25 protein-coding genes and 1 pseudogene are annotated in these 24388 nt (G+C 70.0%); 20 read left to right on the plus strand and 6 right to left on the minus strand.

What is annotated here, in order from left to right:
* The first annotated feature begins 106 nt into the window (after window positions 1-106).
* Complete coding sequence (locus ACWEVR_RS10985) at window positions 107-1084, plus strand: oxygenase MpaB family protein (RefSeq protein WP_452466761.1); 978 nt, start codon at window positions 107-109, stop codon at window positions 1082-1084.
* Here the strand turns inward: ACWEVR_RS10985 and car are convergent.
* Window positions 1045-4467, minus strand: a complete 3423-nt coding sequence (car, locus tag ACWEVR_RS10990; protein WP_452466762.1) for a carboxylic acid reductase — start codon at window positions 4465-4467, stop codon at window positions 1045-1047. The two genes, ACWEVR_RS10985 and car, sit on opposite strands and share 40 nt — an antisense overlap.
* Window positions 4464-5995: pseudogene (locus tag ACWEVR_RS10995) on the minus strand (carboxylesterase/lipase family protein). Before ACWEVR_RS10995 ends, car begins: the two are co-directional and overlap by 4 nt.
* Window positions 5996-6081: 86 nt before the next feature.
* Between ACWEVR_RS10995 and ACWEVR_RS11000 the strand changes: the two are divergent.
* The 5 genes from ACWEVR_RS11000 to ACWEVR_RS11020 all read left to right on the plus strand — a co-directional run bounded on the left by ACWEVR_RS11000 (window position 6082) and on the right by ACWEVR_RS11020 (window position 9847).
* Window positions 6082-6831: a uracil-DNA glycosylase gene (locus tag ACWEVR_RS11000; protein ID WP_452466763.1), complete on the plus strand. Its 750-nt coding sequence runs from the start codon at window positions 6082-6084 to the stop codon at window positions 6829-6831.
* Between the two features lie 117 nt (window positions 6832-6948).
* Window positions 6949-7989: an Rv2629 family ribosome hibernation factor gene (locus tag ACWEVR_RS11005; protein WP_452466764.1), complete on the plus strand. Its 1041-nt coding sequence runs from the start codon at window positions 6949-6951 to the stop codon at window positions 7987-7989.
* 18 nt (window positions 7990-8007) lie between these two features.
* The gene (locus tag ACWEVR_RS11010) at window positions 8008-8187 is read left to right on the plus strand and encodes a hypothetical protein (RefSeq protein ID WP_452467034.1); all 180 of its coding nucleotides are present in this window, start codon (window positions 8008-8010) and stop codon (window positions 8185-8187) included.
* On the plus strand, window positions 8184-8678 hold the full coding sequence (locus tag ACWEVR_RS11015; protein WP_452466765.1) for a hypothetical protein: 495 nt from the start codon (window positions 8184-8186) through the stop codon (window positions 8676-8678). The genes ACWEVR_RS11010 and ACWEVR_RS11015 overlap by 4 nt, the downstream gene beginning before the upstream one ends.
* Window positions 8678-9847, plus strand: a complete 1170-nt coding sequence (locus ACWEVR_RS11020; RefSeq protein WP_452466766.1) for a zinc-dependent alcohol dehydrogenase — start codon at window positions 8678-8680, stop codon at window positions 9845-9847. Before ACWEVR_RS11015 ends, ACWEVR_RS11020 begins: the two co-directional genes overlap by 1 nt.
* 3 nt (window positions 9848-9850) lie before the next feature.
* Here ACWEVR_RS11020 and ACWEVR_RS11025 read toward each other — a convergent pair whose 3' ends face one another.
* Together ACWEVR_RS11025 and ACWEVR_RS11030 are read right to left on the minus strand one after the other, a co-directional pair.
* Window positions 9851-10087, minus strand: a complete 237-nt coding sequence (locus ACWEVR_RS11025; RefSeq protein WP_452466767.1) for a hypothetical protein — start codon at window positions 10085-10087, stop codon at window positions 9851-9853.
* Entirely contained in the window at window positions 10084-10545 is a 462-nt protein-coding gene (locus tag ACWEVR_RS11030; protein ID WP_452466768.1) for an NAD-dependent epimerase/dehydratase family protein, read from the minus strand. Before ACWEVR_RS11030 ends, ACWEVR_RS11025 begins: the two co-directional genes overlap by 4 nt.
* Before the next feature lie 137 nt (window positions 10546-10682).
* Between ACWEVR_RS11030 and rfaE2 the strand changes: the two genes are divergently transcribed.
* Window positions 10683-12167: a D-glycero-beta-D-manno-heptose 1-phosphate adenylyltransferase gene (gene rfaE2, locus ACWEVR_RS11035; protein WP_452466769.1), complete on the plus strand. Its 1485-nt coding sequence runs from the start codon at window positions 10683-10685 to the stop codon at window positions 12165-12167.
* 45 nt (window positions 12168-12212) lie between these two features.
* Here the strand turns inward: rfaE2 and ACWEVR_RS11040 are convergent, their stop codons facing one another.
* Window positions 12213-13373, minus strand: coding sequence for a glycosyltransferase family 9 protein (locus ACWEVR_RS11040; RefSeq protein WP_452466770.1), 1161 nt, complete (start codon window positions 13371-13373; stop codon window positions 12213-12215).
* A 204-nt stretch (window positions 13374-13577) separates the two neighbouring features.
* On the opposite strand from ACWEVR_RS11040, the gene ACWEVR_RS11045 reads away from it, so the two are divergent.
* The 13 genes from ACWEVR_RS11045 (at window position 13578) to ACWEVR_RS11105 (ending at window position 24014) form a co-directional block, all read left to right on the plus strand.
* Window positions 13578-14786, plus strand: coding sequence for a glycosyltransferase (locus tag ACWEVR_RS11045; RefSeq protein WP_452466771.1), 1209 nt, complete (start codon window positions 13578-13580; stop codon window positions 14784-14786).
* A 19-nt stretch (window positions 14787-14805) separates the two neighbouring features.
* Window positions 14806-15513, plus strand: a complete 708-nt coding sequence (locus ACWEVR_RS11050) for an SDR family oxidoreductase (protein WP_452467022.1) — start codon at window positions 14806-14808, stop codon at window positions 15511-15513.
* Window positions 15510-16487: a glycosyltransferase gene (locus ACWEVR_RS11055; protein WP_452466772.1), complete on the plus strand. Its 978-nt coding sequence runs from the start codon at window positions 15510-15512 to the stop codon at window positions 16485-16487. The genes ACWEVR_RS11050 and ACWEVR_RS11055 overlap by 4 nt, the downstream gene beginning before the upstream one ends.
* A complete protein-coding gene (locus tag ACWEVR_RS11060) occupies window positions 16484-17500 on the plus strand; it encodes a glycosyltransferase family 9 protein (protein ID WP_452466773.1) in 1017 nt (338 codons plus the stop codon). The genes ACWEVR_RS11055 and ACWEVR_RS11060 overlap by 4 nt, the downstream gene beginning before the upstream one ends.
* A 77-nt stretch (window positions 17501-17577) precedes the next feature.
* Window positions 17578-18111 carry an HAD-IIIA family hydrolase gene (locus ACWEVR_RS11065; protein ID WP_452466774.1) on the plus strand — a complete coding sequence of 178 codons (534 nt, stop codon included), beginning with the start codon at window positions 17578-17580 and terminating at the stop codon, window positions 18109-18111.
* Entirely contained in the window at window positions 18108-18719 is a 612-nt protein-coding gene (locus ACWEVR_RS11070; RefSeq protein WP_452466775.1) for a D-sedoheptulose-7-phosphate isomerase, read from the plus strand. Before ACWEVR_RS11065 ends, ACWEVR_RS11070 begins: the two co-directional genes overlap by 4 nt.
* Window positions 18716-19681, plus strand: a complete 966-nt coding sequence (locus ACWEVR_RS11075; protein ID WP_452466776.1) for a PfkB family carbohydrate kinase — start codon at window positions 18716-18718, stop codon at window positions 19679-19681. The genes ACWEVR_RS11070 and ACWEVR_RS11075 overlap by 4 nt, the downstream gene beginning before the upstream one ends.
* A 112-nt stretch (window positions 19682-19793) precedes the next feature.
* Window positions 19794-20255, plus strand: a complete 462-nt coding sequence (locus ACWEVR_RS11080; protein WP_452466777.1) for a DUF4383 domain-containing protein — start codon at window positions 19794-19796, stop codon at window positions 20253-20255.
* Window positions 20252-20965, plus strand: coding sequence for a phosphodiesterase (locus ACWEVR_RS11085; RefSeq protein WP_452466778.1), 714 nt, complete (start codon window positions 20252-20254; stop codon window positions 20963-20965). The genes ACWEVR_RS11080 and ACWEVR_RS11085 overlap by 4 nt, the downstream gene beginning before the upstream one ends.
* Window positions 20966-21003: 38 nt before the next feature.
* Window positions 21004-22335, plus strand: coding sequence for an aldehyde dehydrogenase family protein (locus ACWEVR_RS11090; protein WP_452466779.1), 1332 nt, complete (start codon window positions 21004-21006; stop codon window positions 22333-22335).
* Entirely contained in the window at window positions 22317-22871 is a 555-nt protein-coding gene (locus tag ACWEVR_RS11095) for a type 1 glutamine amidotransferase domain-containing protein (RefSeq protein WP_067638597.1), read from the plus strand. The genes ACWEVR_RS11090 and ACWEVR_RS11095 overlap by 19 nt, the downstream gene beginning before the upstream one ends.
* Window positions 22872-23311: 440 nt before the next feature.
* Window positions 23312-23797 (plus strand): anti-sigma factor antagonist, encoded by a 486-nt coding sequence (locus ACWEVR_RS11100; protein ID WP_452466780.1) that lies wholly within the window; start codon window positions 23312-23314, stop codon window positions 23795-23797.
* A gap of 34 nt (window positions 23798-23831) precedes the next feature.
* A complete protein-coding gene (locus tag ACWEVR_RS11105) occupies window positions 23832-24014 on the plus strand; it encodes a hypothetical protein (RefSeq protein ID WP_452466781.1) in 183 nt (60 codons plus the stop codon).
* Window positions 24015-24064: 50 nt separating this feature from the next.
* Here the strand turns inward: ACWEVR_RS11105 and ACWEVR_RS11110 are convergent, their stop codons facing one another.
* Window positions 24065-24370, minus strand: a complete 306-nt coding sequence (locus ACWEVR_RS11110) for a hypothetical protein (RefSeq protein ID WP_452466782.1) — start codon at window positions 24368-24370, stop codon at window positions 24065-24067.
* Window positions 24371-24388: the final 18 nt, after the last annotated feature.

Raw genomic sequence — 24388 nt, forward strand, 5'->3', positions numbered from 1 at the left:
TGCACGCTGACACCACACGAGTTTCTGGTGTCGCCTGGCACCAGAATTGCGGAGGGGTGCCGACCGTGCCCATGCGGTCGCGGCGCCGGAACAAAGGAGTTCACCGATGACCTGTCCCGTGTCTCATCAGCCCGCCTCTACCGAGGATGGTGTGCCGCACGATGTTTCGGCTGCCGTCGAGAGATTCGAGCGGGTCGGCGGTTCGGTCCTGTTCGGGCTGTTCGCCGTCGGGCTGTTCGACCAGCCGATGCTGCCGCCGGTGTCGGCGGCGCTCGAGGCGACGGGGCGGTCCAGGTATGAGCCGTGGGCGCGCGCGGTGCGCACCGCCGCCGCCGACCAGCTCATCTACCACGGCACCGAGGCCGACGCGGCCGCCGAGGCCGAGCGCCTGATGCTGCTGCACCGTGCGGTCAAGGGTGTCGGTCCCGACGGGCAACGCTATTCGGCGCTCGAGCCGCAGGCCTGGAACTGGATTCTGTACTCGACATTCTTCGTTCAGCGCGGCGCCTTTATCGCACTGACCGGCACCGAGCCGACGGCCGCGCAGAACCAGGCCATCTGGGATCACTACCGGCGCAAGACAATCGGACTGCACCTGCGCGGCCGCAACGCCCCGATCGAGGACTACCGCGAACTGGTCGCCCACTACAAACGGATGGCCGCCGAGGAATTGCGGGTGACCCCGGCCCTCGAGGCGGCCACCGCGTCGGTGCGCCGGGCACCGCGCCCGGATTTCCTGCCCGCGCTCACCGGTCCGCTGTGGCGGGTGGGTTCGCCGGTGCTGAGCCATGTGGTGATGCTGCTCGGGTGCGGCATCATGCACCCGCAGGTGCGGGCCCGCATGCCGATCACCTGGACAGCCCGCCACGACACCGAGTTCCGGGTACTCACCGCGCTGCTGCGGACCGCGTTCGACCGGCTGCCCGCCACCGTCACCGATTCACCGATGGCTCGCAACCGCCGCCGCTACGAACGGCTGGCAGGCAAGTACCGCCGGGTCGGGCTCACCTCGTTCGCCCCCGACCCGGCGTTGCGGCCCGGCGGCTACGCCGAGACCGAGTCGGTGTCGAGCAGTCCGAGCTGAGCCAGGTCGCGCACGTACTTGTCGATCAGGTCGCGTCCCAGCTGGGGAATGTCCTGGGCGCCACCGATGTCGGCGGCCCGCACGGCGGCCCGGAAGCCGTCGGCGGGCAGCGCCGAGCCGGCCAGCGGGCGGGCCGGATGCCGGTAGGCGTGCAGCAACGGCAGCAGGGTGTGTTTGCGTCGCGGTTCGGGTAGGGCTTTCAGGGCGGTGGTGAAGCGGTCGAACCATTCGTCGTAGTCGTCGATGCGGTCGATGTGGTGGCCGGCCTCGATCAGCCAGTCGACGAAGTCGTCGAGGCAGATGCCGTCGTCGTGGGGGTTCACGACATCGTAGGTGCGGTACCCGGCGGTCGGGGCCAGTGCGGTGATCGCGGCGGCGACGAAGTCGGCGGGCAGCCCGTCGTAGTGCGCACGACGGCGCCTGCCCTCGGAGGCGGTGCGGTAGAACGACTTCGGTGCCAATCCGGTGACGAGCACACTGAGCAGCAATCGGGTGAAGACGTCGGGCACGTTGAGCTGACCACGGTAGCGGCGGTGGGCCAGGATCATGTCCGACCGGAACACCGCGACAGCAAGCCCGAACCGGTCGGCGGCTTCGCGCAGCAGTACCTCACCGGCCCATTTGCTGTTGCCGTAACCGTTGGCGTAGCCGGTGTCGAGGCGGCGCACGGGGCTCATTGTCCGTACGTCACCGTCCTCGGTGAAGTCGGGGATCTGGGCGGCGACGGCCACCGTCGACAGGTAGCTGACCGGCTTGCGGGAGGTGGTCGCGGCCAACCGGATGATCTCGGCGGTGCCGACCACGTTGGGTCCGAACAGCTGGTGGTAGGGCAGCATGTGGTTGACCAACGCCGCCGAGTGCACGATCAGGTCCACGTCGCGGGCCAGCCGCTGCCATACCTGCTGGGGCAGACCGAGTTCCGGTGCGCCGATGTCGCCGGGCAGTACCTCGAGGGCGCGGTCGGCGAGGGCCCGGAAGTGCTCGGTCAAGGTGGGGTCGCTGTCGTAGGCCGCGTCGAGGCGGGCGCGCGCCGAATCGGCGTCGACGCCGCGCACTACACAGATCACGGTGCCACCGAGCGGGGCGAGGCGTTCGAGCAGTTCCAGCAGCAGGAATCGGCCGAGGTAGCCGTTGGCGCCGGTGAGCAGCACGGTCCGCGCGGGCGTCGCGGCCCTCGGCAGGTCGGAGGCGGCGGTGATGGTGCCGGTGTCGAGGAATTTGTCCAGGGTCAGGTCTGCTGCCCGGATCTCGGTGGCGCCGCGACCGTGGATCGTCTCGGCATCGAGGGTCGCGGTACCCGCGGTGATGTAGCGGGTGAGTGCGGCCAGCGTGCTGTCGGGGCCGAGCAGGACGTTGACGGGGACGTCGACGTCGAGGAGTTCGCGCAGCAGTGTCGAATACGACAGCGCCGCAAGCGAATCACCGCCCAGGTCGGAGAATCGGGTGTCGGCGCGCAGGGCGGCGGGATCGCAGCCGAGTATCGCGCCCGCGGCCCGGGCGACGACCTCGGACACGGCGAGGCCGGGGGCGTCGGCACGTAGCCGGCGCAGTTCGTCGTCCTGTCGTTCGGCCAGCTCGTCGTAGAGCTGTTCCAGGTGCTGTCCGTAGCGCTCTTTCAGCTTGGGGCGCAACAGCTTTCCCACTCCGGAGAGCAGGCCGTTGTCGACGGTGAACGGTTCGGGTTCGACGAGGAACGCGCGCGGGATCTCGTACGGTTCCAGCTGTGCCCGCACCGCAGCCCGGTACAGTGCGTCGCTGATCGTGGCATGGGCCTGTTCGGCGGGTAGCGGGCGGGCCGGGACGACGACGGCGAGCAGGAACGCGCGGTCGCTGCTGCCGTAGACATAGATCTGATGGATCGGGTCCTCGCCGGCGAAAACGGATTCCAGGCGCGAGACCGTCACGAATTCACCCTGCGACAGCTTGATGACGTTGTTGCGCCGGTCGACATAGGTCAGCCGGTCGGGTGCAAGTTCGGCGACGATGTCGCCGGTGCGGCAGAAACCGTCGGCGTCGAACACCTCGGCGGTGACCTCGGGGCGCCGGTAGTAGCCGGCGATCATGGTGGTGGTCTTGAGCAGCAGTTCGCCACGCGGGTACGGCTTGTCGGTGCCGAAGTAGCCGAGTTCGGGGACGTCGACGAGCTTGTAGTCCAGCACCGGCGGGCGCATGACCCGGGTGTCGAAGATGACGCCACCACCGGTCTCGGTCGACCCGTAGCCGTCGTGCAGACGCAGCTCGAGCACCGATTCGACGAACGCGCGCAGCTCCGGTGCGATCGGGGCGCTGCCGCACGACACCGTCAGCAGGCGACCACCCAGGAGTTGTTCGCGCAGTGACGTTTTCACCTGGCCGTCGGTGAGTTCTGGGTGATGTTCGCGGGTGCGGCGGTAGTGCTGCTGGATCATCTCGCACACGCGCGGGACGAGGAAGATCTCGGTGGGCCGCACCAGGGCGATGTCGTCGAAGAGTGTCGAAGTGTCCGGTGCGGCGGTGAAGTAGGCGGTACCACCCCGGGCGAGGGCGGCGTTGAGGGTGAGCCTGGCCGCGATGTGGCTCATCGGCAGGAAATTCAGGTTGATGACCGCGTACGGACGCACCGGCTGCCACCCCGCGGCGACGAGGCGGCGGGTGTACATCGCACCCTTGGGTGTTCCGGTGCTGCCGGAGGTGTAGATCAGCAGGGCCAGCGCGTCGTCGTCGGGTTCCACACGGGGGGCGGGCTCGACGGTCAGTCCCTGTTCGACAGTGTCGGCGAGAGTGCGTATTCCGGGGAAGTCGTGGCGCGCTTCGTCGAGTAGCTCGCGATGCCGGTGGTCGTCGGCGAAGAAGTCGAAGACCACGAGTGTCGTGGCACCCGGGGAAACCACCTCGACAGCTGTCCCGAGATACGCGATGTCGACCGCGAGGACCTTCGGTGTGGTCTCGTCGAGAATCGAACGCAGCTGGGTCGAGCTCGCGCCCGACTGCAGCGGCACGGCCACCGCTCCGAGGTGGATCACGGCCAGGTCGAGCACCGTGTAATCGACCCCGGTGAATCCGAGCATCGCCACGAAGTCCCCGGCGCGCACCCCGTCGGCGTACCAGGCCGCCGCCACCGCCCGCGCCCGGTCCCACAGTGTGCGATAGGTGATCGTCTCGAAGTCGGGGACGATCCGCCGCACCGCTCCCCCGGCGTCGGGCACGAGTTCGGTGCGCCGGAACCCGAGCGCGGGCCGGTCGGCGTACCCGGTCATCGCCGCCTCGACGATCTCACCGAGCGGCAAGCCGGGTGTGGTGACGGTGGCGTGCACCTCGTCCGAGGGGCGCGCGGCCCTGACCTGCGGGTCCTCGGTGAGCAGGGCGGTGAGTCGCCGCGCACCGGTGTCCTGGTCGAGGCTCATCCGGCGTTCTCCGTCCTGGTCTGCCCGTCGGCCGGGCCGGCGATGCGTACGCCTTGCCACGCACGGCGGATGGCCGGGTCGGGATCGATGAGGACGCGGGTCGGGTGGTCGAAGATCTGGGTGGCGCGGTGGTCGGTGGTGTAGGCGGGCCAGGCGGGCAGGGGGCTGCCGGTGCGGGCGAAGCTGAGCCAGTTGTCCTGCATGGCGCGCTGGACGGCGAGGAACGCCCGGTACCCGCCCGCCGCGGTCATCATGCGCCCGACCGGAGTGTTCACCCAGCCGAAGACGGGGATCAGGTCGAGGGCGTGGGTGGCACCGAAACCGGCCAGTCGCAGTGCGCGCGGGGCGAAGTCGAAACGGTAGGCGTAGGTGGGCGCATGGGGGCTGTGTCCTTCGAGGACCTCGAGGGTGGGGCGCAGGAACATGAAGTCGCCGCCGATGCGCACGGCGGTCGCCGGGCTCGGGTAGCCGGGGTAGCAGGCGGCGACACGTTCGAGGGCACCGGCTTCGCAGCGGGCGAAGGTCGTGGTGAGCTGGTCCTCGGTGTGCGGTACCGCTTTCACGAAACGCTGGAACAGGGTCGCCTCGTCGCGGTTGGTGCCGACGATCAGCGGTACCCGGTGGGCGCGGCCCGCGACGATCGCGTCCAGCGGCGCCTCGGGCAGGAACTCGCCGTCGGCGACGGGGGCGTAGGCGAAGCTGCCGGGTTCCTCGCGCATGGCCCGGCCGAGGGCGCGGTCGGTGGCCCGGCACAGCGCGCTCGCCGAGGTGGTGGTGAGGGCGGCGACGGCGTCGGCCGGGTCGGCACCCAGTCGCTCGAGGCAGCGACGGGCGAAACGGTGCGCGTCCTGGCGGGTCATCGTCCAGTCGGCGGGGGCGCTCTGGGCGATGGCGCGGTGGAACAGGCCGCGTGCGGCGGGGGTGGCCATCAAGCTCACCACGGCGTGCGCGCCCGCCGATTCGCCGAAGATCGTCACATTGCCGGGGTGCCACCGAAGGCGGCGATATTGCGCTGCACCCACTCCAGTGCGGCCACCTGGTCGCGGAGTCCGAGGTTCGCGTCGAAAGGGCGCTCCGGCGTGGAGAATTCGCTGTAGTCGACATAGCCGAGACCGCCGAGCCGGTAGTTCACCGACACCACGATCACGTCGCCACGGACCGCGAGGCGGGCACCGGAGTACATGCTCGAGGTGCCGATGACATATCCGCCGCCGTGGATGAACACCATCACCGGACGCGGTGTATCCGACGATGCCGCCGGGGCGGTGACGTTCAAGGTGAGGCAGTCCTCGCCCACCGGCTGCCAGGTGCGCGGGCCGATCCGGGCACCGCTGGGGTGCTGGGTCGCCGCGAAACGGAAGCGGTCGGCCTCGCGCACGCCGGTCCAGGGGCGCACCGGCTGGGGTGCGCGCAGGCGCAGGTCGCCGACAGGAGGAGCCGCGTACGGTAGGGCGCGCCAGCGCACGACACTGCGGCCCGCTCGACCGCGCACGACTCCGTCGGCGGTCACGATCTCGATGGGCATCATCCCTTCACAGTACGTGGTACCGCCGGTACCGCGTGGGTGGTTCGGTACGACGGGTTACCGGATTTCCCACGACCTAGGATGGGACGATGGCCGCCGAACCGAGCGACCCGGAGCAGGCGCCGCTCGCGGCGGGCGAGGCGGGCACCCTCGCCGAACTCGATGCGCTGGTGTCCTCGTGCCGGGCCTGTCCCCGTCTGGTCGCCTGGCGCGAGCAGGTGGCGCGGGAGAAACGGGCCGCGTTCCGCGACGAGGACTACTGGGGCAGGCCGGTGCCCGGTTTCGGGCCCGCCGATGCCCGAATCCTGGTGGTCGGGTTGGCACCGGCCGCGCACGGCGGCAACCGGACCGGGCGCATGTTCACCGGCGACGAGAGCGGCAATGTCCTGTTCGCGGCCCTGCACGCGGTGGGCCTGTCGACCGGTTCGCACCCGGTCCGCGCCGACGACGGCATCGAACTGATCGACCTGCGCGTCACCGCTCCCGTGCACTGCGCACCGCCACAGAACAAACCCACCCGCGACGAAACCCTGCGCTGCGCACCGTATCTGAGCCGGGAGATGGGACTGCTCGCCACCACCTTGAAGGTGATCGTCGTCCTCGGTGCCTTCGGCTGGCAGGCGTTGTTCACCGTTCTCGCCGAAGGCGGCTGGACCATACCCCGCCCGCGCCCCCGCTTCGGCCACGGCGCCCAGGTGGTCCTCACCCACCCGGACGGGCGAACGGTGACGGTACTCGGCTGCTATCACGTGAGCCAGCGCAACACCTTCACCGGCATGCTGACCCCCGCCATGGTGCGCGATGTGCTGCGGCAGGCCAAGGCGATCGCTTGCTCCTGACCGGCCACGACGCGAAATCCGGTCGGGGTGGTTCGGGTGGGGAAGGTCGGGTATGCGCGCGGTGTGAACAGCATTCGAGAGATCGCGGAAAGGCGCGGGCCCTTCGCTGTCGTGTACATGGATGCCTCACACGACACCGAGGACGCCGCGCATCAACTGGAGCTGCGACGACGGTCCATCAGCGGTCGGCTGCGGAAAGCGGGAGCGAGCGCGGAGATGATCGCGCTGTTCGACCGGGCCGTCGCCGAGGGTCCGCCCGGGCGTGGGCGGGCCGGACGGGTGTTGATCATCGACGATCACACCGTCCATGCCGACGAGCTGCTGCCCGAACCACCGGCTCGGGAGGTGGTGCGGGTGTCGCCGCTGCCCTATCTGCTGCCGTTGCTGCGCCACCACGAGGAGCTGATCCCGCATGTGGTCGCGGTGGTGGACAAGGTCGGCTGCGACCTGACCGTCGTGGACGAGAACGGGTCGGTCACCGAACGCAGCGTCGACCAGAACCCGTATCCGGTGCACAAAACCGGCGGCGGGGCATGGGCGCACCGTTCCATGCAGCAACGCGTCGAGGAAACGACCCGGCGGACCATCGACGAACTCGCCGAGCAGGTGCGCACCGAGGCCGAGCAGGTGCATGCCGAGGTGATCGTGGTCGCCGGTGAGGTCAGCGCCCGCAACGCCCTGCACCACGCACTGCCCGACCACGGGCCGACGGTGGTCGAGGTCGAGGCGGGAGCGCGCGCCGCGGGCGGCGACCCGGGCGAGCTCGACGCCGCCGTCCACCGCGTGGTCGCCGAACAGGCCCGCCACGACATCGAGGAGGTCCTCGACACCGTCGCCGCCGAGATCGCCCGCCCCGAAGGCCTGGCGGTGTCCGGTCTCGACGCGACCGCCGAGGCGTTGCGGATGGCGCGCGTGGACCGGTTGCTCATCGACCCGGACCGGCTCGGTGACCGCACCGTGCTGGTCGGCGCCGACCGGGCACAGGTGAGCGTCGACCTGCACGCCCCGGCCGGCTGGACCGGCAGCACCGCCCCACGACAGTCCTGCCGCGCCGACGAGGCACTGCCCGTCGCGGCGATCCTGACCGGTGCCGAGGTCATCGTCACCGGCGGTGTGCCGTCCGAGGACGGTGTCGCCGCCCTGGTCCGGCACCGCTGAAATTCACAAGGAGGCACGATGGTCATCGAACGAGGCAACACCAAGCACGGTCCGGTCCACGACGAGGAACTCGCGCACGAGCTGGACGGCACGATCAAGGGCAACCGGTCGAGCCGGGCCGAGGAGTGGCGCGATCCGGAGCCACCCGCCGACGACGACCCCGAAACCGGCATCCGCCCCGACACCCGTACACAGTGACCTGGGTCGAGGACCGGATCGGGCAGCTGCTGCACAAGGTCGCGCCAACGGCGAGGGCCGGCGTGCACGCGGTGACGATCGCGCGCCCCCGCGCGGACGTCGAACAGTTCTGGCTCGATCCGATGAACCTGTCCGCCGCGTTGGACGGCATCGCCCACGTGGAATCGACCGCCCCGGACCGGTTGACGTGGTCGTTCGTCGAAAACACCGCCGCCGCCGCGCAGTGGGTGAGCCGCACCGTGCGCGCCCCCGGCGAGATCCGCTTCGTCGGCGGCCGTGACCCGGCCGGCCGGTCCCAGATCCGGCTGACCTTCGCCGACGCCCCCGGTGACCTGGGTACAGAGGTGACCATCCGGGTCACCAGCCCGCTGCCCGAACAGCTCACCGGGCATGCCGCGTTCACCGCCCTCTACCGGGCGCGCGCAATTCTGCAGACCGGGGAGGCACCGACACTGACCCACAATCCGAGCGGACGCGAGCAGGAGGACTGATGCGAGCACTGTGCTGGAACGGCGTGAACGATCTGGCCGTGGAGACGGTGCCCGATCCCCGCCTGGTCAACCCGCACGATGTGATCGTGGCGGTCCGGTTGAGTACCACCTGCGGTTCGGATCTGCATTTCATCGACGGCTACCTGCCCGGTATGCGCGAAGGTGACGTGATCGGGCACGAATTCATGGGCGAGGTGCTCGAGGTCGGCGGCGCGGTGGAGCGGATCGCCGTCGGCGACCGGGTGGTCGTGCCGTCGTTCATCGGGTGCGGCGCGTGCTGGTACTGCGGGGCGCAGCGGTATTCGGCCTGTGACACCACCAACCCGAATGCCGCGGTGCAACAACCGATCCTGGGTTTCCCGTCCGGCGGGATCTACGGCTACACCCATCCCTTCGGCGGCTATCAGGGCTCGCACGCCGAATACATCCGGGTGCCTTTCGGTGATGTGAACTGTTTCCCGATTCCGGAGTCGATCACCGACGAGCAGGCCCTGTTCTGTTCCGACGCACTGCCGACCGGGCTCATGGGCGCCGACTTCTGCGACATCTCCCCCGGCGACACCGTCGCGGTCTGGGGCAGCGGCGGCGTCGGATTGATGGCCGCCCACACCAGCCGTCTGCTCGGCGCGGGCCGGGTGATCGTGATCGACCGCGTCCCCGAACGCCTCGAGCTGGCGCGCAGGCACGCGGGCGCCGACACCATCGACTACACCAGTGTCGACAGCGTCCCAGCGACCCTGCGCGAGATGACCGGCGGGCGTGGGCCCGACGCCTGCATCGACGCGGTCGGGATGGAAGCGCACGGCACCGGCGTGCAGCACCTCTACGACCGGGCCAAACAGTTGCTGCGACTGGAAACCGACCGGGCCACCGCGTTGCGCGAGGCGATCATGTCGTGCCGCAAGACCGGCGTGGTGTCGGTGCTCGGGGTCTACGGCGTGACCGACAAATTCCCGATGGGTGTGCTCACCAACAAGGGGCTGACGCTGCGCACCGCCCAGCAGTCCGGGCAGCGCGACGTCTCCCGCATGTTCGAGTTCATCACCAGCGGTCAGCTCGACCCGTCGTATCTGATCACCCATGATCTGCCGCTGTCGGACGCGGTCGCCGGCTACGACATCTTCAAGAACGACAAGAGCGACTGCGTGCGCGCGGTCTTCCGGCCGTGACGTTCAGCGGTGGGCGTGGCGGGTGAGCTGGTCGACCGGGTCGTGTCCGCCGACGCCGGAGGCGAATTCGCGGTAGCGCAATGTGCCACCGGCGTCGGCGGCCAGCGGTGGGGTGTCACCGCCCGCGCCGTCGCCGAATCCGTGCAGCACCTCGGTGAGCGCGTCGGCGGCGCTGATCCTCGGCGTCCAGCCGAGTTCGGTGCGGGCGCGGGTGGTGTCGAGCAGCGGTAGATGCATCATCGCGTCGAACAGTTCCGGCGTGGCCGGGACCAGCCGCAACCACCCATGTAGGCGGCGGCGGGCCAGCCTTCGGTCGGCCAGCTCTCGGTGACGGGTTCGTCGTCCCCGCGCGGTGCGTACGCCCCGACCGAGGACGCGTGGATCAGCGCGGGCACCTCTGCCTCGGCGACGGCGGCCAGTACCCGTTCGGTGCCGTCGACATTGGTGTGCCAGGTGTCGAGCGGTCGGTGCGTCGGCTGGAACACCCAGGCCAGGTGCACCACCGCATCCGCGCCACTGAACAACGAGACCAGATCGGCGTCACGCACGTCGGCGCCGACCCAGTCCACCCCCGCGAGCCCACGGTCGGGTTTGCGCCGCGCCACTCCCTGCACCGACGTCACCGCCGGTGTGGTGGTCAGTGCGTCGACCACCGCCGTGCCGACATTGCCTGTCGCTCCCGTCACGACCACACGCATCGCACACCTCCTCGGCTCGGTTCGCACCCTCGCCATACCCGCGCCGGTGCCGCCGACACCGATCCGCCCGGATCTGTTTGACCCGCCGCGCAGGTGGAATCGCTTCGACGACGACCACCGCCCGAGGGAGGACGCCCATGCCGTTCGACCAGACCGATCCAGGCTTTCGCGGACCAGGCCCCGAATCCGTCGATCACGTCGCCGCGCGCCGCCCGCGTGTCGTCGTCCTGGGTGATGCCGTGCTCGACGTGTGGAAATGGGGACGCTGCCACCGGCTGTGCCGGGAGGGCCCGGTGCCGGTGGTCGATGTCGCCGAGACCGCGAAAGTGCCTGGGGCGGCGGCGAATACAGCGGTCAACCTCGCCGCGCTCGGCGCGCGGGTGCAAATGGTCGCCGCGGTAGGCGACGACGACGCAGGCCACGACCTTCGCGACGCGTTGCGCCGCGCGGGAGTGGGAACCGACACCGTGGTCGCCGATCCGGCCCGACCCACCGAGGTGAAGGTGCGGGTGATGGCCGACGAGCAGATCCTGCTGCGCTACGACGAGGACTGTGCCCCGGTGCCCACCGACACCACCGCCCTGCTCGCCGCGCTCGACACCGCCCTCGCCGATGCCGACGCGCTGCTGATCTGCGATTACGGCGTCACCCTCGACGACACGATCCGCGACGCCCTGTGCGCGCGCCGCGACAGCCTCCCGCTGCTGGTACTCGACGCGCACGCACCGGCCCGCTGGCAGGCGCTGCGGCCCGACCTGGTGACACCCAACGCCGAGGAGGCCGCAACCCTGCTCGACACGACGGCGCACACCGATCACGCGCAACTGTTCATCGACCACCGCGACGAACTGATGGCCCGCACCGGAGCGGCCGCGGTGGTGGTCACCCTCGACAAGGACGGCACCGTCCTGCTCGTGGACGGCAAGCCCGCGCACCGGACCTGGGCGGTGGCCGTGCCGGAGAACCGGTCGGCCGGTGCCGGTGACACCTTCGTCGCCGCCCTCACCGCCGCCGTGCTCGACGCGATGCCGCTGACCGGCGCGGTCGAATTCGCCCAGGCGGCTGCCGATGTGGTGTTGCGCAGCCCGGGTACCTCGGTGTGCCGGTGTCCCGATCTGCGTGCCCGCCTCGGCGGCGAGGGCTCCGGGGTCCTCTCGCGCGACCAGTTCATCGCGACCGTGCGCCGCGAGCGCGCCGAGGGCGCACGGGTGGTGTTCACCAACGGCTGCTTCGACGTGCTGCACGCCGGTCACATCGCCTGCCTCAACGAGGCAAAGAGCCTGGGCGACATCCTGGTGGTCGCCGTGAACTCCGACAGCAGTGTGCGCCGCCTCAAGGGCCCCGAGCGGCCCGTGAACACCGCGGGCGACCGGTGCGCCGTGCTGGCCGCCCTGAGCTGTGTGGATCATGTGACCGTCTTCGACGAGGACACCCCCGCCGAGCTGCTGCGCGCCACCGAGCCCCAGCTGTATGTCAAAGGCGGCGACTACAGCCCCGACATGCTGCCCGAGACCGCCGTCGTCACCGGATACGGCGGGCAGGTCCGGGTCCTGAACTACCTCGCCGACCACTCCACGACGACGATGATCGACCGCATCCGCGGCCGCGTGGGAGAACGATGAGCGATGCCGGTACGGATCCGCACCCGGCGCGGGGCACACCTGGCGTCACCGACGACGGTCCCCGACCGTGGCGTCGAGGCCTAGGGTGTCGTGCCACCGCGGTTCCGGCCGCAGTGCGGTGACAACGCCTGCGGAGCCGAGGAATTCGTCGATCTCACGGCACACCTCCTCGACGGTGACCGAGGCGACGATCGAGTCGTCGTGTTCGCAGCGTGGGGCGCCCTCGTCTGTGAGGGTGGCACCGCAGACCTGGCAGCGCGTGGTCCACGCGGTCAGCACCCGGTCGTTGGCGCGGCTGAGTGGTCCGGCGTTGACGAGGTTGCCGATCCAGAAGATCCCGACCGTCGGGATGCCGAGCGCTTTGGCCAGATGCCGTGGCCCGCTGTCGTTGCCGACGAAAACCGTTGTCCGCGTAAGCAACCCGCACAGCTCGGTCATGTCGGCATCGACGAGGCAGTGCACGTGGCGGGTGTCGCAGCCGCCGACCCGGTCCAGGATTTCGCGCAGCAGCGGACGGTCGTCGTGGGTGCCGATCACATGAACGGTGGCCCCACCGTGCACACAATGCTCGATGACTTCCGCGAATTTGCGCACGGGCCAGCGTCTTCGGGGGTCGGTCGCCGAGGGGTGAACTGTGACAACGGGGCCCGTCGTCTGCCCGACGAGCCGTTCGGCGGCCGCCTCGTCGTCGGGGGTGACGCTGATCCTCGGTTCGAGAGTGACCGGTGCGGCCCCGGCCAGCCCGACCACCTCGAGCGCACGGATCATCTCGTGCTGGTAGTACCGGAACGGGGTGGTCCTGGTCAGTTCGATGGCGCCGTCGGCGCGGGAACCGACCGTCCACCGAGCTCCCGTGCGGCGCAGGAACCGGTTCGACCAGGCACCACCGCCGTGCAGCTGAACCCCCAGATCGAACCGCTCCCTTGCGGTTTCGTAGAGCAGCGCGTCCTCGGCGGGTGAGCCCTGCGGTGGGAGCACCCGCACGTCGTGCACCGGTCCCGGCCGTGATCGCAGCAGCGCGGCATGCAGGGCCGAACCGAACAGGGTGATCCGCGCCGACGGGTAGGTCGCGGCCAGCGCCTCGATCGCGGGCAGGGCGAGCAGCAAGTCGCCCAGACCACCACCGCGCAACACCACGATGCGTTCGACATCCGGGAGCGGCCGCGAGATGGGCCCGAGAACGCTGTCGCCGGACGCGGTCGTCATCTCGGCACTCCTTACCCGATGTTCTGTGGTGGCGGTGATCGGCACCGGCCGCAGTACCCCACCGGCGCGTCCCGAAACAGTCGGGCGAAACCGGCACGCCGCTGTTTGACCCACTTCTCCCCGGGCATAGCGCCCAGCGAGAACCGGTCACCCCGCAAGCGGTGTGTTCCCCGGCCGCCGCTCGCCCGACGAACGGAGTCCGCGTTGAAGATCGCCATGGTTTCCGAACACGCGAGTCCGCTGGCGCCGCTCGGCGGCACCGATGCCGGGGGTCAGAACGTCCACGTCGCCGCCCTCTCGGCCACCCTCGCCCAGCGCGGGCACCAGGTGATCGTCTATACCAGACACGACGGAACCCACCGCGAACGCACGGTCGACACCGACGACGGCTACCGCGTCGTGCATGTCCCCGCCGGCCCGCCGCGCCCCATCCCCAAGGACGAAATCCTGCCTCACCTGGGTGAATTCGCCGCGTTCCTGCGCGACGACTGGGCCCGCGAGCATCCGGACGTGGTGCACGCGCACTTCTGGATGTCGGGCATGGCCGCCGAACTCGCCGCCCACGGCACCGGCATCCCCGTCCTGGTCACCTTCCACGCGCTCGGCACCGTCAAACACCGGTACCAGGGCCGCGCCGACACCAGCCCACCCGCGCGTATCCGCATCGAACGCCTCGTCGCGTCGCGGTCGGCGCGGGTCGTCGCCACCTGCTCCGACGAGGTCGGCGAACTCACCAAGATGGGGGTGCCACCGCATCACGTGTCGGTGGTTCCGTGCGGCGTGGACCTCGACCTGTTCACCCCCGACGGCCCGGTCGCCGAACGCGGCGCACCGCACCGCATCCTGTCGGTCGGGCGGATGGTGCCACGCAAAGGCTACGACCTGGCCATCGCCGCGCTGCGCGAGTTACCCGACACCGAACTCGTCATCGCGGGCGGCGCCGACGACAAGGGCAAGACCCACGCCGAGGCGCGACGGCTGCGCGATTGTGCGCAACGCATCGGCGTCGGCGACCGGGTGCACCTGCTCGGGTCGGTCGAGCACACCGCCATGCCGGAATTGATCCGCTCCGCCGATGTCGTGGCCTGCACACCCTGGTACGAGCCGTTCGGCATCGTGCCGCTCGAGGCGATGGGCTGCGCGCGACCCGTGGTCGCCACCGCTGTCGGCGGCATGCTCGACACCGTCGTCGACGGTGTCACCGGCGCCCTGGTGGCACCGAACTCCCCCGAGGCCCTGGCCGCCGCGATCCGTCCGCTGCTCGACAACCCGCACCTGGCCGCCTCCCGAGGCGCGGCCGGGCGACGTCGAGCCGAGAACTCCTACTCCTGGGAGCGAGTCGGAACCCGAACCCTCACCGCCTACCGCAAAGTATCCGCGCGCCGCGTCGACCGGGCCGCGATGTCGGCATGACCCCGCTGAAAGGAGTTCCATCCTCGTGAACCCGTCAACACGCCCGCTCGGCACCGTCCTCGTCACCGGCGGATCCTCAGGTCTCGGCGCCGCGACCGTCGCCGCGATCCGCGCCGGAGGCGGCACACCCGTGGTGCTCGACCGCAACGCCCCCGCCGACGGAATCGACTGGGAACAAACAGATCTCGCCGACACCGCTGCCGCGACGGCCGCAGTCGAACGGGTACTCGACCGCACCGGTGGTCGCCTCGACGCGGTGTTCACCGCCGCGGGCACCGACGCGTGCGGCCCGCTCGACAGCGTGTCTGCCGAGAAGTGGGAAAACGTGGTCAAGGTGAATCTGTTCGGCACCGCCGCCGTCGTCCGTGCGGCGCTGCCCGCCCTGCGCGCGAGCAAAGGCACCGTCGTGACCTGCGCCTCCACCCTCGGCATGCGCGCGCTGCCCGACGCCACCGCCTACTGCGCGTCGAAATTCGGCGTCGTCGGCTTCACCCGCGCCCTGGCCGCCGAGACCGCGGGCGAGGTCGGCGTGACCCTGTTGGTGCCCGGCGGTATGGACACCGCGTTCTTCGACGACCGCACCCCGCAGTACCAGCCCCCGGCCGACGCGAAACTCAACCGGCCCGAAGACGTCGCCGCCGCGGTCGTTTTCGCGCTCTCCCAACCACCGGGCTGTCAGGTGCGCGAACTGATGGTGTGCCCGTCGACGGAGCCGTCGTGGCCATGACGACGATTCTCGCCTGGCATGTGCACGGGTCCTGGATGAGTTCGTTCGTCCAGGGACCGCACCGCTACCTGATCCCGCACGACCCACGCTGGGGCGGGTGGGCGCTCGGCCGGTGCGGGCGACCGTGGCCGGTCGGCGCCGAGGAGATCGCCCCCGAGGCGCTCGCCGACGAACACGTGGATGTCGTTGTGGCCCAACGCCCCCGCGAACTGGAACTGGCCCAACGCTGGCTCGGCCGCATCCCCGGTGTCGAGGTCCCCCTGATCTATGTCGAACACAACACCCCGTCCGGGCACGCCGCGACCACCCGGCACCCCATGGCCGACCGCGACGACCTCACCCTGGTTCATGTCACCGAGTTCAATCGGTTGATGTGGGACAACGGGCACACCAGGGTGCGCGTCGTCCCCCACGGGGTCCTCGATCCCGGCCCCCTCTACACCGGCGAACTCGAGCGGGCCGCCACCATCGTCAACGAACCGGTGCGCCGCTGGCGCGTGACCGGCACCGATCTGCTCGCCGAACTCTCCGACACCACCCCGATCGATGTGTTCGGGATGGAGACCGACCACGTGCACACCGCGGTCGACCGGCCGAAAGAGCGTGTGTGCGGGCACGGCGACCTGCGCCAGGACCGCCTGCACGCCGAAGTCGCGCGCCGCCGCGTGTTCGTGCATACCCCGCGCTGGACCTCGCTGGGCTTGTCGGTGCTCGAGGCCATGCATATCGGGATGCCGGTCGTCGCCGTCGCCACCACGGAGGCGGCGGCCGCGGTCCCGCCCGAGGCCGGAGTGGTGTCCACCGATGTGTCGGTCCTGGGCCGAGCACTGCAGCGTTTCGTGGCCGAACCCGATCTGGCCCAGCTCGCCGGCAAAGCCGCACGCCAGTGGGCGCAGACCAATTTCGGCATCGAACAGTTCGTCGAACGCTGGAACGAACTACTCGCCGACACCGTCGAGGGTGCGCGGCGATGAGGCATGTGCTGGTGGCCCGGCTCGACAGCGCGGGCGACGTGCTGCTCACCGGGCCCGCCGTCCGGGCGGTCGCGGCGGGGTCCGACAAGGTCACCTTCCTCGCCGGGCCACGCGGTGCGGCAGCGGCCCGCCTGCTGCCGGGGGTGGACGAGGTCGTCGAATTCCACGCCGGGTGGGTCGATTTCGACGCGCCACCGGTCACCGCAGATGTCATCGACGCACTGCTCGACACCCTGCGCGCCGTCGCACCGACCGAGGCCGTCATCTTCACCTCGTTCCACCAGTCACCCCTGCCGTTGGCGCTGGTGCTGCGCATGGCAGGGGTCGGTCGTATCGCGGGCATCAGCGTCGACTACCCGGGCTCACTGCTCGATCTGCGCGACACCCGCGACGAGGACCGGCCCGAACAGATCCGCGATCTTGCCCTGGCCGAAGCCGCCGGGTTCCCCGGTGACTCCGAGCAGCTCCGGATCCGCGAGGACCTGCTGCCCGACGTCGGTACCCGCACCGGCGGACCCGGCTACATCGTCGTCCATCCCGGTGCCGCCGTACCGGCCCGCCGGCCTACATCGGAACGGATGAGAACCCATGTGGCAGCCCTGGTCCGGGCCGGGTACCGGGTACTGGTCACCGGTGGTCCCGACGAGCACACCGCCTTCGTCGCCGACGGGCTGGCCACCGACCTCGGCGGCCGCACCGACCTCGCCACGCTGGCTGCGATACTGCGCGACGCCGACGTCGTCGTCGCCCCCAACACCGGACCCGCCCACCTGGCCGTCGCGGTCGGCACACCCGTGGTCTCGCTGTTCGCACCGGTCGTCCCGGCCGCGCGGTGGGCGCCCTACGGTGTGCCGGTCGTGGTGCTCGGCCGGCCCGCGGCGTGCGAAGGCACCAGAGCCCGCACCTGCCCGGTCCCGGGACACCCGTGCCTCGACACCATCACCTCCGAGGAGATCGTCGACGCGGTGGACACACTGTGCGCCCGACCCGCCGACACGAGGCGGCCCGCATGAACACTCGCTCACTCCCCACCACACGAACGAACAAACTCGATCGAAACGGTCGATCGCGTTCCGCCCCTCCTGCAGCCGTGCTCTTCGATCGTGATGCGACGCTCATCGACGATGTCCCCTACCTCGGCGACCCGGCACTGGTGCGCCCCGTGCCCGGTGCCGCCGACGCATTGGCCCGGTTGCGCGCCGAAGGGATCCCGATCGGTGTGGTGAGCAACCAGTCCGGCATCGCCCGTGGCCTCATCACCCACGCCCAGGTCCGTGCGGTCAACGCCGCCGTCGAACAGCTACTCGGCCCGTTCGGCACCTGGCAGATCTGCCCGCACGGTCCCGACGACGGCTGCACATGCCGCAAACCCGCCCCGGGCATGGTCTTTCGTGCCACCGAAGAACTCGGGGTCGCGCCCGCCGACTGTGTCCTGATCGGTGATATCGGCGCCGATATCGAGGCCGCTCAGGCCGCCGGATGCGCCGCGATCCTGGTGCCGACCCCCATCACCCGGCGTGCGGAGATCGACCACGCGCGCGCCACCGCCCTCGTCGCCCAGGACCTGCCGACCGCCGTCGCCCTCGCCATGACGGGCGCCGCACGAAAGGAGCCCGCGCCATGAACAATCCACCCGGCACCCGCCACCTGGTCGCCGAGACCGGTGCGAACCTCGAACACCACTTCGGTGCGCTCGGCGCCGCCCTGGAACGCAACCGGACCGCCTCGATCCGCCGCATCTGGTCCTGGGGCGAACAACTCGCCGACATCTACCAACGCAACGGGCGACTGTTCACCTGCGGAAACGGTGGCAGCGCCGCCGAAGCCCAGCACCTCAGCGCCGAACTCACCGGCCGGTTCCGCACCGAACGCCGGCCGTTGGCCGCGATCGCCCTGCACTGCGACACCTCCGCGACCACCGCCATCGTCAACGACTACGGCATCGAGGAGATGTTCGCCCGCCAGCTGCGCGCCCACGGCCGCCCCGGCGACGCCCTCGTCGTGCTCTCCACCAGCGGCAGCAGCCCCAACGTCGTCGCCACCGCCAAAGCCGCCCACGAAATGGGCATCACCACCTGGGCGCTGACCGGCCCACCACCGAACACCCTCGCCTCGGTCTGCGACGACGCGATCGCCGTCGAAGCCGACAGCACCGCCACCGTGCAGGAAATGCACCTCGTGCTCGTCCACGCCCTGTGCACCGCCCTCGATGCCGCATTGGAGGCACTGTGACCGCCCATCCAGGACCGATCGTCGTGCTCGGTGACGTCTTCCTCGACATCGACGTCGACGGTCACTGCGAACGCTACAGCCAGGACGACGCCCCGATCGTCGACGTCACCACCACCCGCTACCGCCCCGGCGGGGCGGGTCTGGCCGCCCGCCTCGCCGCGGGCGACGCCGACGAGGTGGTCCTCGTGGGCGGTTTCGCCAACGACCACGCCGGACACCAGTTGCGCGCACTGCTCGAACCGTACGTGCAGGTCATCGGTGTGCCTCTGCACGGTTCGACGGTGTGCAAGCAGCGGGTGCGCGCCGACGGACGCTGCACCGACGGTGAGGATCCCGTGGTGATCGCCCGCTGCGATTCGGGTACCGGCAAGGTGGCGCCGGGGCCGATCCCCACCGATATCGACAGCGTCCTGGCCCGCGCCTCGGGTGTGCTGGTGTCCGACTACGGCCGCGGCATGACCTCGCACCCGCAGATCCGTGGTCTGCTGCGCACCCTCGCCCCACGCATCCCGGTGGTGTGGGACCCGCACCCGCTGGGCTCGCTACCGATCCCCGACACCGCCATCGTCACCCCCAACCGCAGCGAGGCATTGCGATTGCTCGATTCGGCCTCCTCGATCCGCGACACGAGCACCCTGGCCCGCCTGTGGTCGGCGCGGGCGGTCGGAGTCACCCTCGGGGCCGAGGGCGCCTATCTGTGCGGTGCGGAATTCCCGGCCGGGATGCGTATACAGGTGCCACCGGGGCGCCGTGCCCCCGAGGGCGTCGATATCTGCGGGGCCGGTGACCGATTCGCCGCGGCCGTCACCGTGGTGCTGGCCGAAGGCGAGTCGACCGAACCCGCGGTCCGCCACGCGGTGAGCGCGGCCGCCGAATTCGTGTGCAACGGTGCGGCGTCCTCGCTCGCCGAGCCCGAACCAGCCGTGACCGACGCGATGGCGGAGGTGGTCGGGTGGCGGTGATCCCGGCGCTGCGCGCCACTGAACGCGCGTTTACCACCCAGCTCAGCGGGCATGCGCCCGTCGTCCAGGCAAGCGGGCCGGGCACACCCGGCCCATCCGAAAGGAGCACGCCGTGTCCACACGTGTAGGCAGAACGGGTTCGGCCCGCTCACCGATCCAGCTGGCCTCGCTGGCCGTCGGCGCGGTCTTCCTGCTGGTCGGTGTCCTCGGATTCATCCCCGGCATCACCACCGACTACGACCACCTGCAGTGGGCAGGACACGAATCGCACGCGAAGCTGTTCGGCGTGTTCGCCGTGTCGGTGCTGCACAACATCGTGCACCTCGTCTTCGGCATCCTCGGCCTGCTCGCCGCCGCGAGCGCCGCGACCGCGCGGACGTTCCTGATCGGCGGCGGTGTCGTCTACCTCGTCCTGTGGCTCTACGGATTGCTGATCGACGAGCACAGCGACGCCAACTTCGTCCCGCTCAACGACGCCGACAACTGGCTGCACCTGGGCCTCGGGCTCGGCATGATCGCCCTGGGCGCCCTGCTGCCCCGCACCGTCGCGACTACCGTGGACCGCCGCCGATGATCGACAAAGCGACCCTCACCGACCTTCCGAACACCTTGGTACGCACCGCTTTCCAGGCCGGTGCCAAGGTCAGGCACGCGCGGGTGTTCCATCCGCGCGGCCTGCGCCTGGCCGGACGCTTCCACGCCGCCGCCGACTTCGTGCCCTGGTTCGGGCCGGGCGAACGCGCCGTCATCGGCAGACTGTCCAAAGGCATCGGCACCCCGACCGGCATCCCCGACGTACTCGGCCTGGCCTTCCGTGTCCTCGACCGCGACGACCACCCCTGGGACTTCGCCCTGGCCACCACCGGACGCGGCACCCTCGGCCGGTTCGTCATCACCGCCGCACGCGGCTGGGACCGCGCCTGCTTCGGTTCGCTGATGCCCTACCGCTTCGGCGACGACGCACCGGTCTGGTTGTTCGCCGAACCCCTCGACGACCTGCCCGGCACCGCCTCCCTGCAAGCACTGCGCGACCACCTCGACAACGATCACCTCCTGCGGTTCTCCCTCACCGCCGAATCGCTCGGCGGAGACCCGATCCCCGTCGGCGAACTCGACCTGCGCCGCGCCGAACCCGGCGAATACCGCACCGACTTCTTCGACCCGATCCTCAACCGCCCGTCCGGTGTCGCCCTGGTCCCGCACGCGCTCGACCGGTTCCGCGAAAGCGCCTACACCGGAAGCAGGCGCGGCCGAACAGACGAAACCGACCATCCCCCAACATGATTCCTGTTTCCCCGCCGCCCACCGGGTATGCCGACCACATGACCACAACCGCCGCACCCCCCACCACCTCCCCCGAGGAGATCGCCGACGCGGTGCGCTGCGCGCGCGCCGCCCAACTCGGCTGGGCAAGCGTCCCACCCGCCGACCGCGCCGGGATGCTCCGCGCCGCCGCAGCGGCCGTGCGCGCCCACGCCGACGACCTCGCAACCACCCTCGAATCCGAAACCGGACGCCCCGCCGCCTCCGGACGCGAGGGCGTCCTCGCGGGTGCGTCCACCCTCGACCAGTACGCCGAACTCGGCCCCCTGCATCGCGGCAAATCGCTGCAGGGCTCCCCCGAGGCCACCGACTTCATGATCCCGGAACCACGCGGTGTGGTCGTCGCTCTCACCCCGTGGAACGACCCGGTCGCCATCGCCTGCGGGCTGCTCGGCGCCGCCGTCGTCACCGGAAACACGGTGCTGCACAAGCCGAGCGAACGGTGTCCCCGCACCGGCGAACTCCTCGGACAGATCATGTCGCCCCACTTCCCCGACGCGGTCCTCGCCACCGTCACCGGTGGTGGCGACATCGGCGCCCTGCTCGCGTCCTCCCCCGAGGTCGACGTCATCGCCCATGTCGGCAGCAGCGAGACCGGACAGCGCATCGCCGCCGCGGCCGCCCGCACCGGCGCCAAGGTGCTGCTCGAGAACGGCGGCAACGACCCACTGCTCATCGACGCCGACGTCGACCCCGAATGGGCCGCCGAACAGGCCGCGCTCGGCGCGTTCGCCAACGCGGGCCAGATCTGCACCTCGGTCGAACGCATCTACGTCCACACCGCCGTCGCCCCCCGCTTCCTCGAAGCACTGTGCGCCCGCGCCGCCGCATGGAACGAACACCCGCAACCACTCGTCGACGCCCGCCAACGCGCCCACGTCCACGATCACGTCGCCGACGCCGTCGACCACGGCGCCCGCGTCCTCGTCGGCGGCCACATCCCCGACGGGCCCGACGCGACCTACCCGGCCACCGTCCTCACCGACTGCCTGCCCCAGATGCGGGTGCTGCGCGAGGAAACCTTCGGCCCGGTCGCCCCGGTCCGGGTGGTCCCCGACTTCGACACCGGGCTCGACGAAGCCGCCACCGGTGAATACGGCCTCGCCGCCACCGTCCTGACAGGTTCCATGGACCACGCCCAAAGAGCCTGGCGCACTTTGCCTGTCGCAACCGTGAAGATCAACGCCGTCTTCGGTGGCGCCCCCGGCGGAGCCGCCCAACCCCGCGGCCGTTCCGGCAACGGCTTCGGCTACGGCCCCGAACTGCTCGACGAAATGACCACCGTGAAAGTCGTCCACGTGAGGAGTGCACCATGCCCCAGCAGCCACTGACCGGTAAGCGCGTCGCCATCCTGGCCACCGACGGCGTCGAACAGGTCGAACTCGTGCAACCCCGCGCCGCCGTCGAAGACGCGGGCGCGACCACCACCCTGCTCTCCCTGGAATCGGGCAGCATCCAGGCGATGAACCACGACGTCGAGAAGGGCGACACCTTCACCGTGGACCAGGTCGTCAGCCAGGCCAGCCCCGACGACTACGACGCCCTCATCCTGCCCGGCGGCACCACCAACCCCGACAAACTCCGCCAGGACTCCTCGGCGGTCGGCTTCGTGAAGCAGTTCGCGGCGACCGGCAAACCCATCGGCGTCATCTGCCACGGCCCCTGGACCCTCGTCGAGGCCGACGCGGTACGCGGCCGCACCCTCACCGGCTACCCCAGTGTGCGCACCGACATCCGCAACGCGGGCGGCACCGTCGTCGACGAGGAGGTCGTCACCGACAACGGGCTCGTCTCGAGCCGCAACCCCGACGATTTGCCGGCCTTCTGCGCGAAGATCGTCGAGGAATTCGCGGAAGGCCGACACTGACCGACACCAAGGGTGAACCCGGGCCGGGGCCTTTAACGCGGTAGCGCAGACATCAGGAGATCGGGGGGCTCGGTGGAGGGTGCACCCCCGGACCATCCCAGGGACCAGTACAACCCCGACCGGCACGACGTCGGCAGACGAAGCCCTGGCCCGCCTGCGTGCGTACTGTTATGCCAAGCCGACGACCCGTTCGACAAGAAAACGCTCGTCGGCCGACATTTCCTCCCGATCGGTCCTAGCCCTCCGTATTCACCGCCCGCCCGAACGCGTCGTCGCCTCGCAGGTCACGGCTGGATCCCGAATTTCGGCATCGAGTCGGTCACAGTCCATGACAGCGGCGTACCGGCGTGCTCAAATGGGTAGTACCAGCCGATCTTGAGGATCCAGGACCGGTCGGCGCAGCGCGCGAGGCCTGCCGGTGCCGAGGAAATCGAGTACTCGTGAACACCCATTCCAGCCACGTACGACGATACGAACTACCCGCCTTCGACGGCGAACCACCGGATGTGTCGGCGCGCGTGAGTGCCGACCTCGAGACCCGGTCGAACGCGATCGTCCTGTACGTGCGCGGCGACATCGACGCCTACACCATCACCCGCTGGCGCCGCGTCCTCGACGACGCCTTCCAGCGAGCATCGGATTGCAGGCAGTTGGTCGTCGACCTCGACGAGGTCACCTTCATGTCGTGCCGATCGATCATCGATCTGGCCTGTCGCGCCCAGCAACACGACACCATCCGGGTGAGCGTGGTCAAAGCCGCGCCTTCGGTCGTCGACCGCATCATCACCGCCGCCGGACTCGCCCAGTGGCTGACCCTGCACACAGACCTGGCCGACGTCATCTCGACGTCGACCGATCCGCCCCGACCGAGCCTGCGTGTGTGGACACACCGCGAACCCGACCGGGGCACCCCAACACATCAGTGAAGAAGCAGTTCAGTTCTCTCGAGGAAGTTGTGCAATGCGCTATTCCGATCATCCTGTCTTCGACACCACCGAACCGGCCACCGAGCCCGACGCCACCGTTGTCAGCTGGCCCGAACCGAGCCCACTGCAGTCGTGGTGGAACGACATCATGCAGGGCGTGAAGCCACCGCGCACCCGAACCGGCGGCCAGAAATCCTCACCTCTGCCGCAGAACTAGCCCGATCGGCACCGCAGGGCCCGTCCGCCCTGCGGTGCCGTCCGGACTGGTCACCCGGTCACCGTGGTACCAGCGGAAATCATCAGATACGCGGTCATCAGGATGAACAGGAACCATCCTGCCCCCTGCCACACCCGCCACGACCGCCCGTCGCGATAACGCTGATAGGTGTGCACAAAAGCACCGATCCCACCGGCCAGCAACACCAGCGACGGACCGATCATCATGGCAGCCTGCGCCGGGGTATCGCACACGTGAGTCTGCGCGCCCGCACAATTCTTGCGCGTCGCTGCCCAGAAGTTCACTGCGGCGAAGACGATCGCCGAGAAGCCGATCACACACACGCCGTAGAGCACGGCGCGACCATATGTCTG

The organism is Nocardia sp. NPDC003979, from assembly GCF_053605015.1.

Coding starts and splice junctions, on each gene's coding strand:
- ACWEVR_RS11055 (WP_452466772.1), top strand. CDS start 15,510: ATGACGACGATTCTCGCCTGGCATGTGCACGGGTCCTGGATGAGTTCG.
- ACWEVR_RS11060 (WP_452466773.1), top strand. CDS start 16,484: ATGAGGCATGTGCTGGTGGCCCGGCTCGACAGCGCGGGCGACGTGCTG.
- ACWEVR_RS11095 (WP_067638597.1), top strand. CDS start 22,317: ATGCCCCAGCAGCCACTGACCGGTAAGCGCGTCGCCATCCTGGCCACC.
- ACWEVR_RS10985 (WP_452466761.1), top strand. CDS start 107: ATGACCTGTCCCGTGTCTCATCAGCCCGCCTCTACCGAGGATGGTGTG.
- ACWEVR_RS11010 (WP_452467034.1), top strand. CDS start 8,008: ATGGTCATCGAACGAGGCAACACCAAGCACGGTCCGGTCCACGACGAG.
- ACWEVR_RS11005 (WP_452466764.1), top strand. CDS start 6,949: ATGGATGCCTCACACGACACCGAGGACGCCGCGCATCAACTGGAGCTG.
- ACWEVR_RS11070 (WP_452466775.1), top strand. CDS start 18,108: ATGAACAATCCACCCGGCACCCGCCACCTGGTCGCCGAGACCGGTGCG.
- ACWEVR_RS11025 (WP_452466767.1), bottom strand. CDS start 10,087: ATGATGCATCTACCGCTGCTCGACACCACCCGCGCCCGCACCGAACTC.
- ACWEVR_RS11105 (WP_452466781.1), top strand. CDS start 23,832: ATGCGCTATTCCGATCATCCTGTCTTCGACACCACCGAACCGGCCACC.
- car (WP_452466762.1), bottom strand. CDS start 4,467: ATGAGCCTCGACCAGGACACCGGTGCGCGGCGACTCACCGCCCTGCTC.
- ACWEVR_RS11000 (WP_452466763.1), top strand. CDS start 6,082: ATGGCCGCCGAACCGAGCGACCCGGAGCAGGCGCCGCTCGCGGCGGGC.
- ACWEVR_RS11090 (WP_452466779.1), top strand. CDS start 21,004: ATGACCACAACCGCCGCACCCCCCACCACCTCCCCCGAGGAGATCGCC.
- ACWEVR_RS11040 (WP_452466770.1), bottom strand. CDS start 13,373: ATGACGACCGCGTCCGGCGACAGCGTTCTCGGGCCCATCTCGCGGCCG.
- ACWEVR_RS11085 (WP_452466778.1), top strand. CDS start 20,252: ATGATCGACAAAGCGACCCTCACCGACCTTCCGAACACCTTGGTACGC.
- ACWEVR_RS11030 (WP_452466768.1), bottom strand. CDS start 10,545: ATGCGTGTGGTCGTGACGGGAGCGACAGGCAATGTCGGCACGGCGGTG.
- ACWEVR_RS11020 (WP_452466766.1), top strand. CDS start 8,678: ATGCGAGCACTGTGCTGGAACGGCGTGAACGATCTGGCCGTGGAGACG.
- rfaE2 (WP_452466769.1), top strand. CDS start 10,683: ATGCCGTTCGACCAGACCGATCCAGGCTTTCGCGGACCAGGCCCCGAA.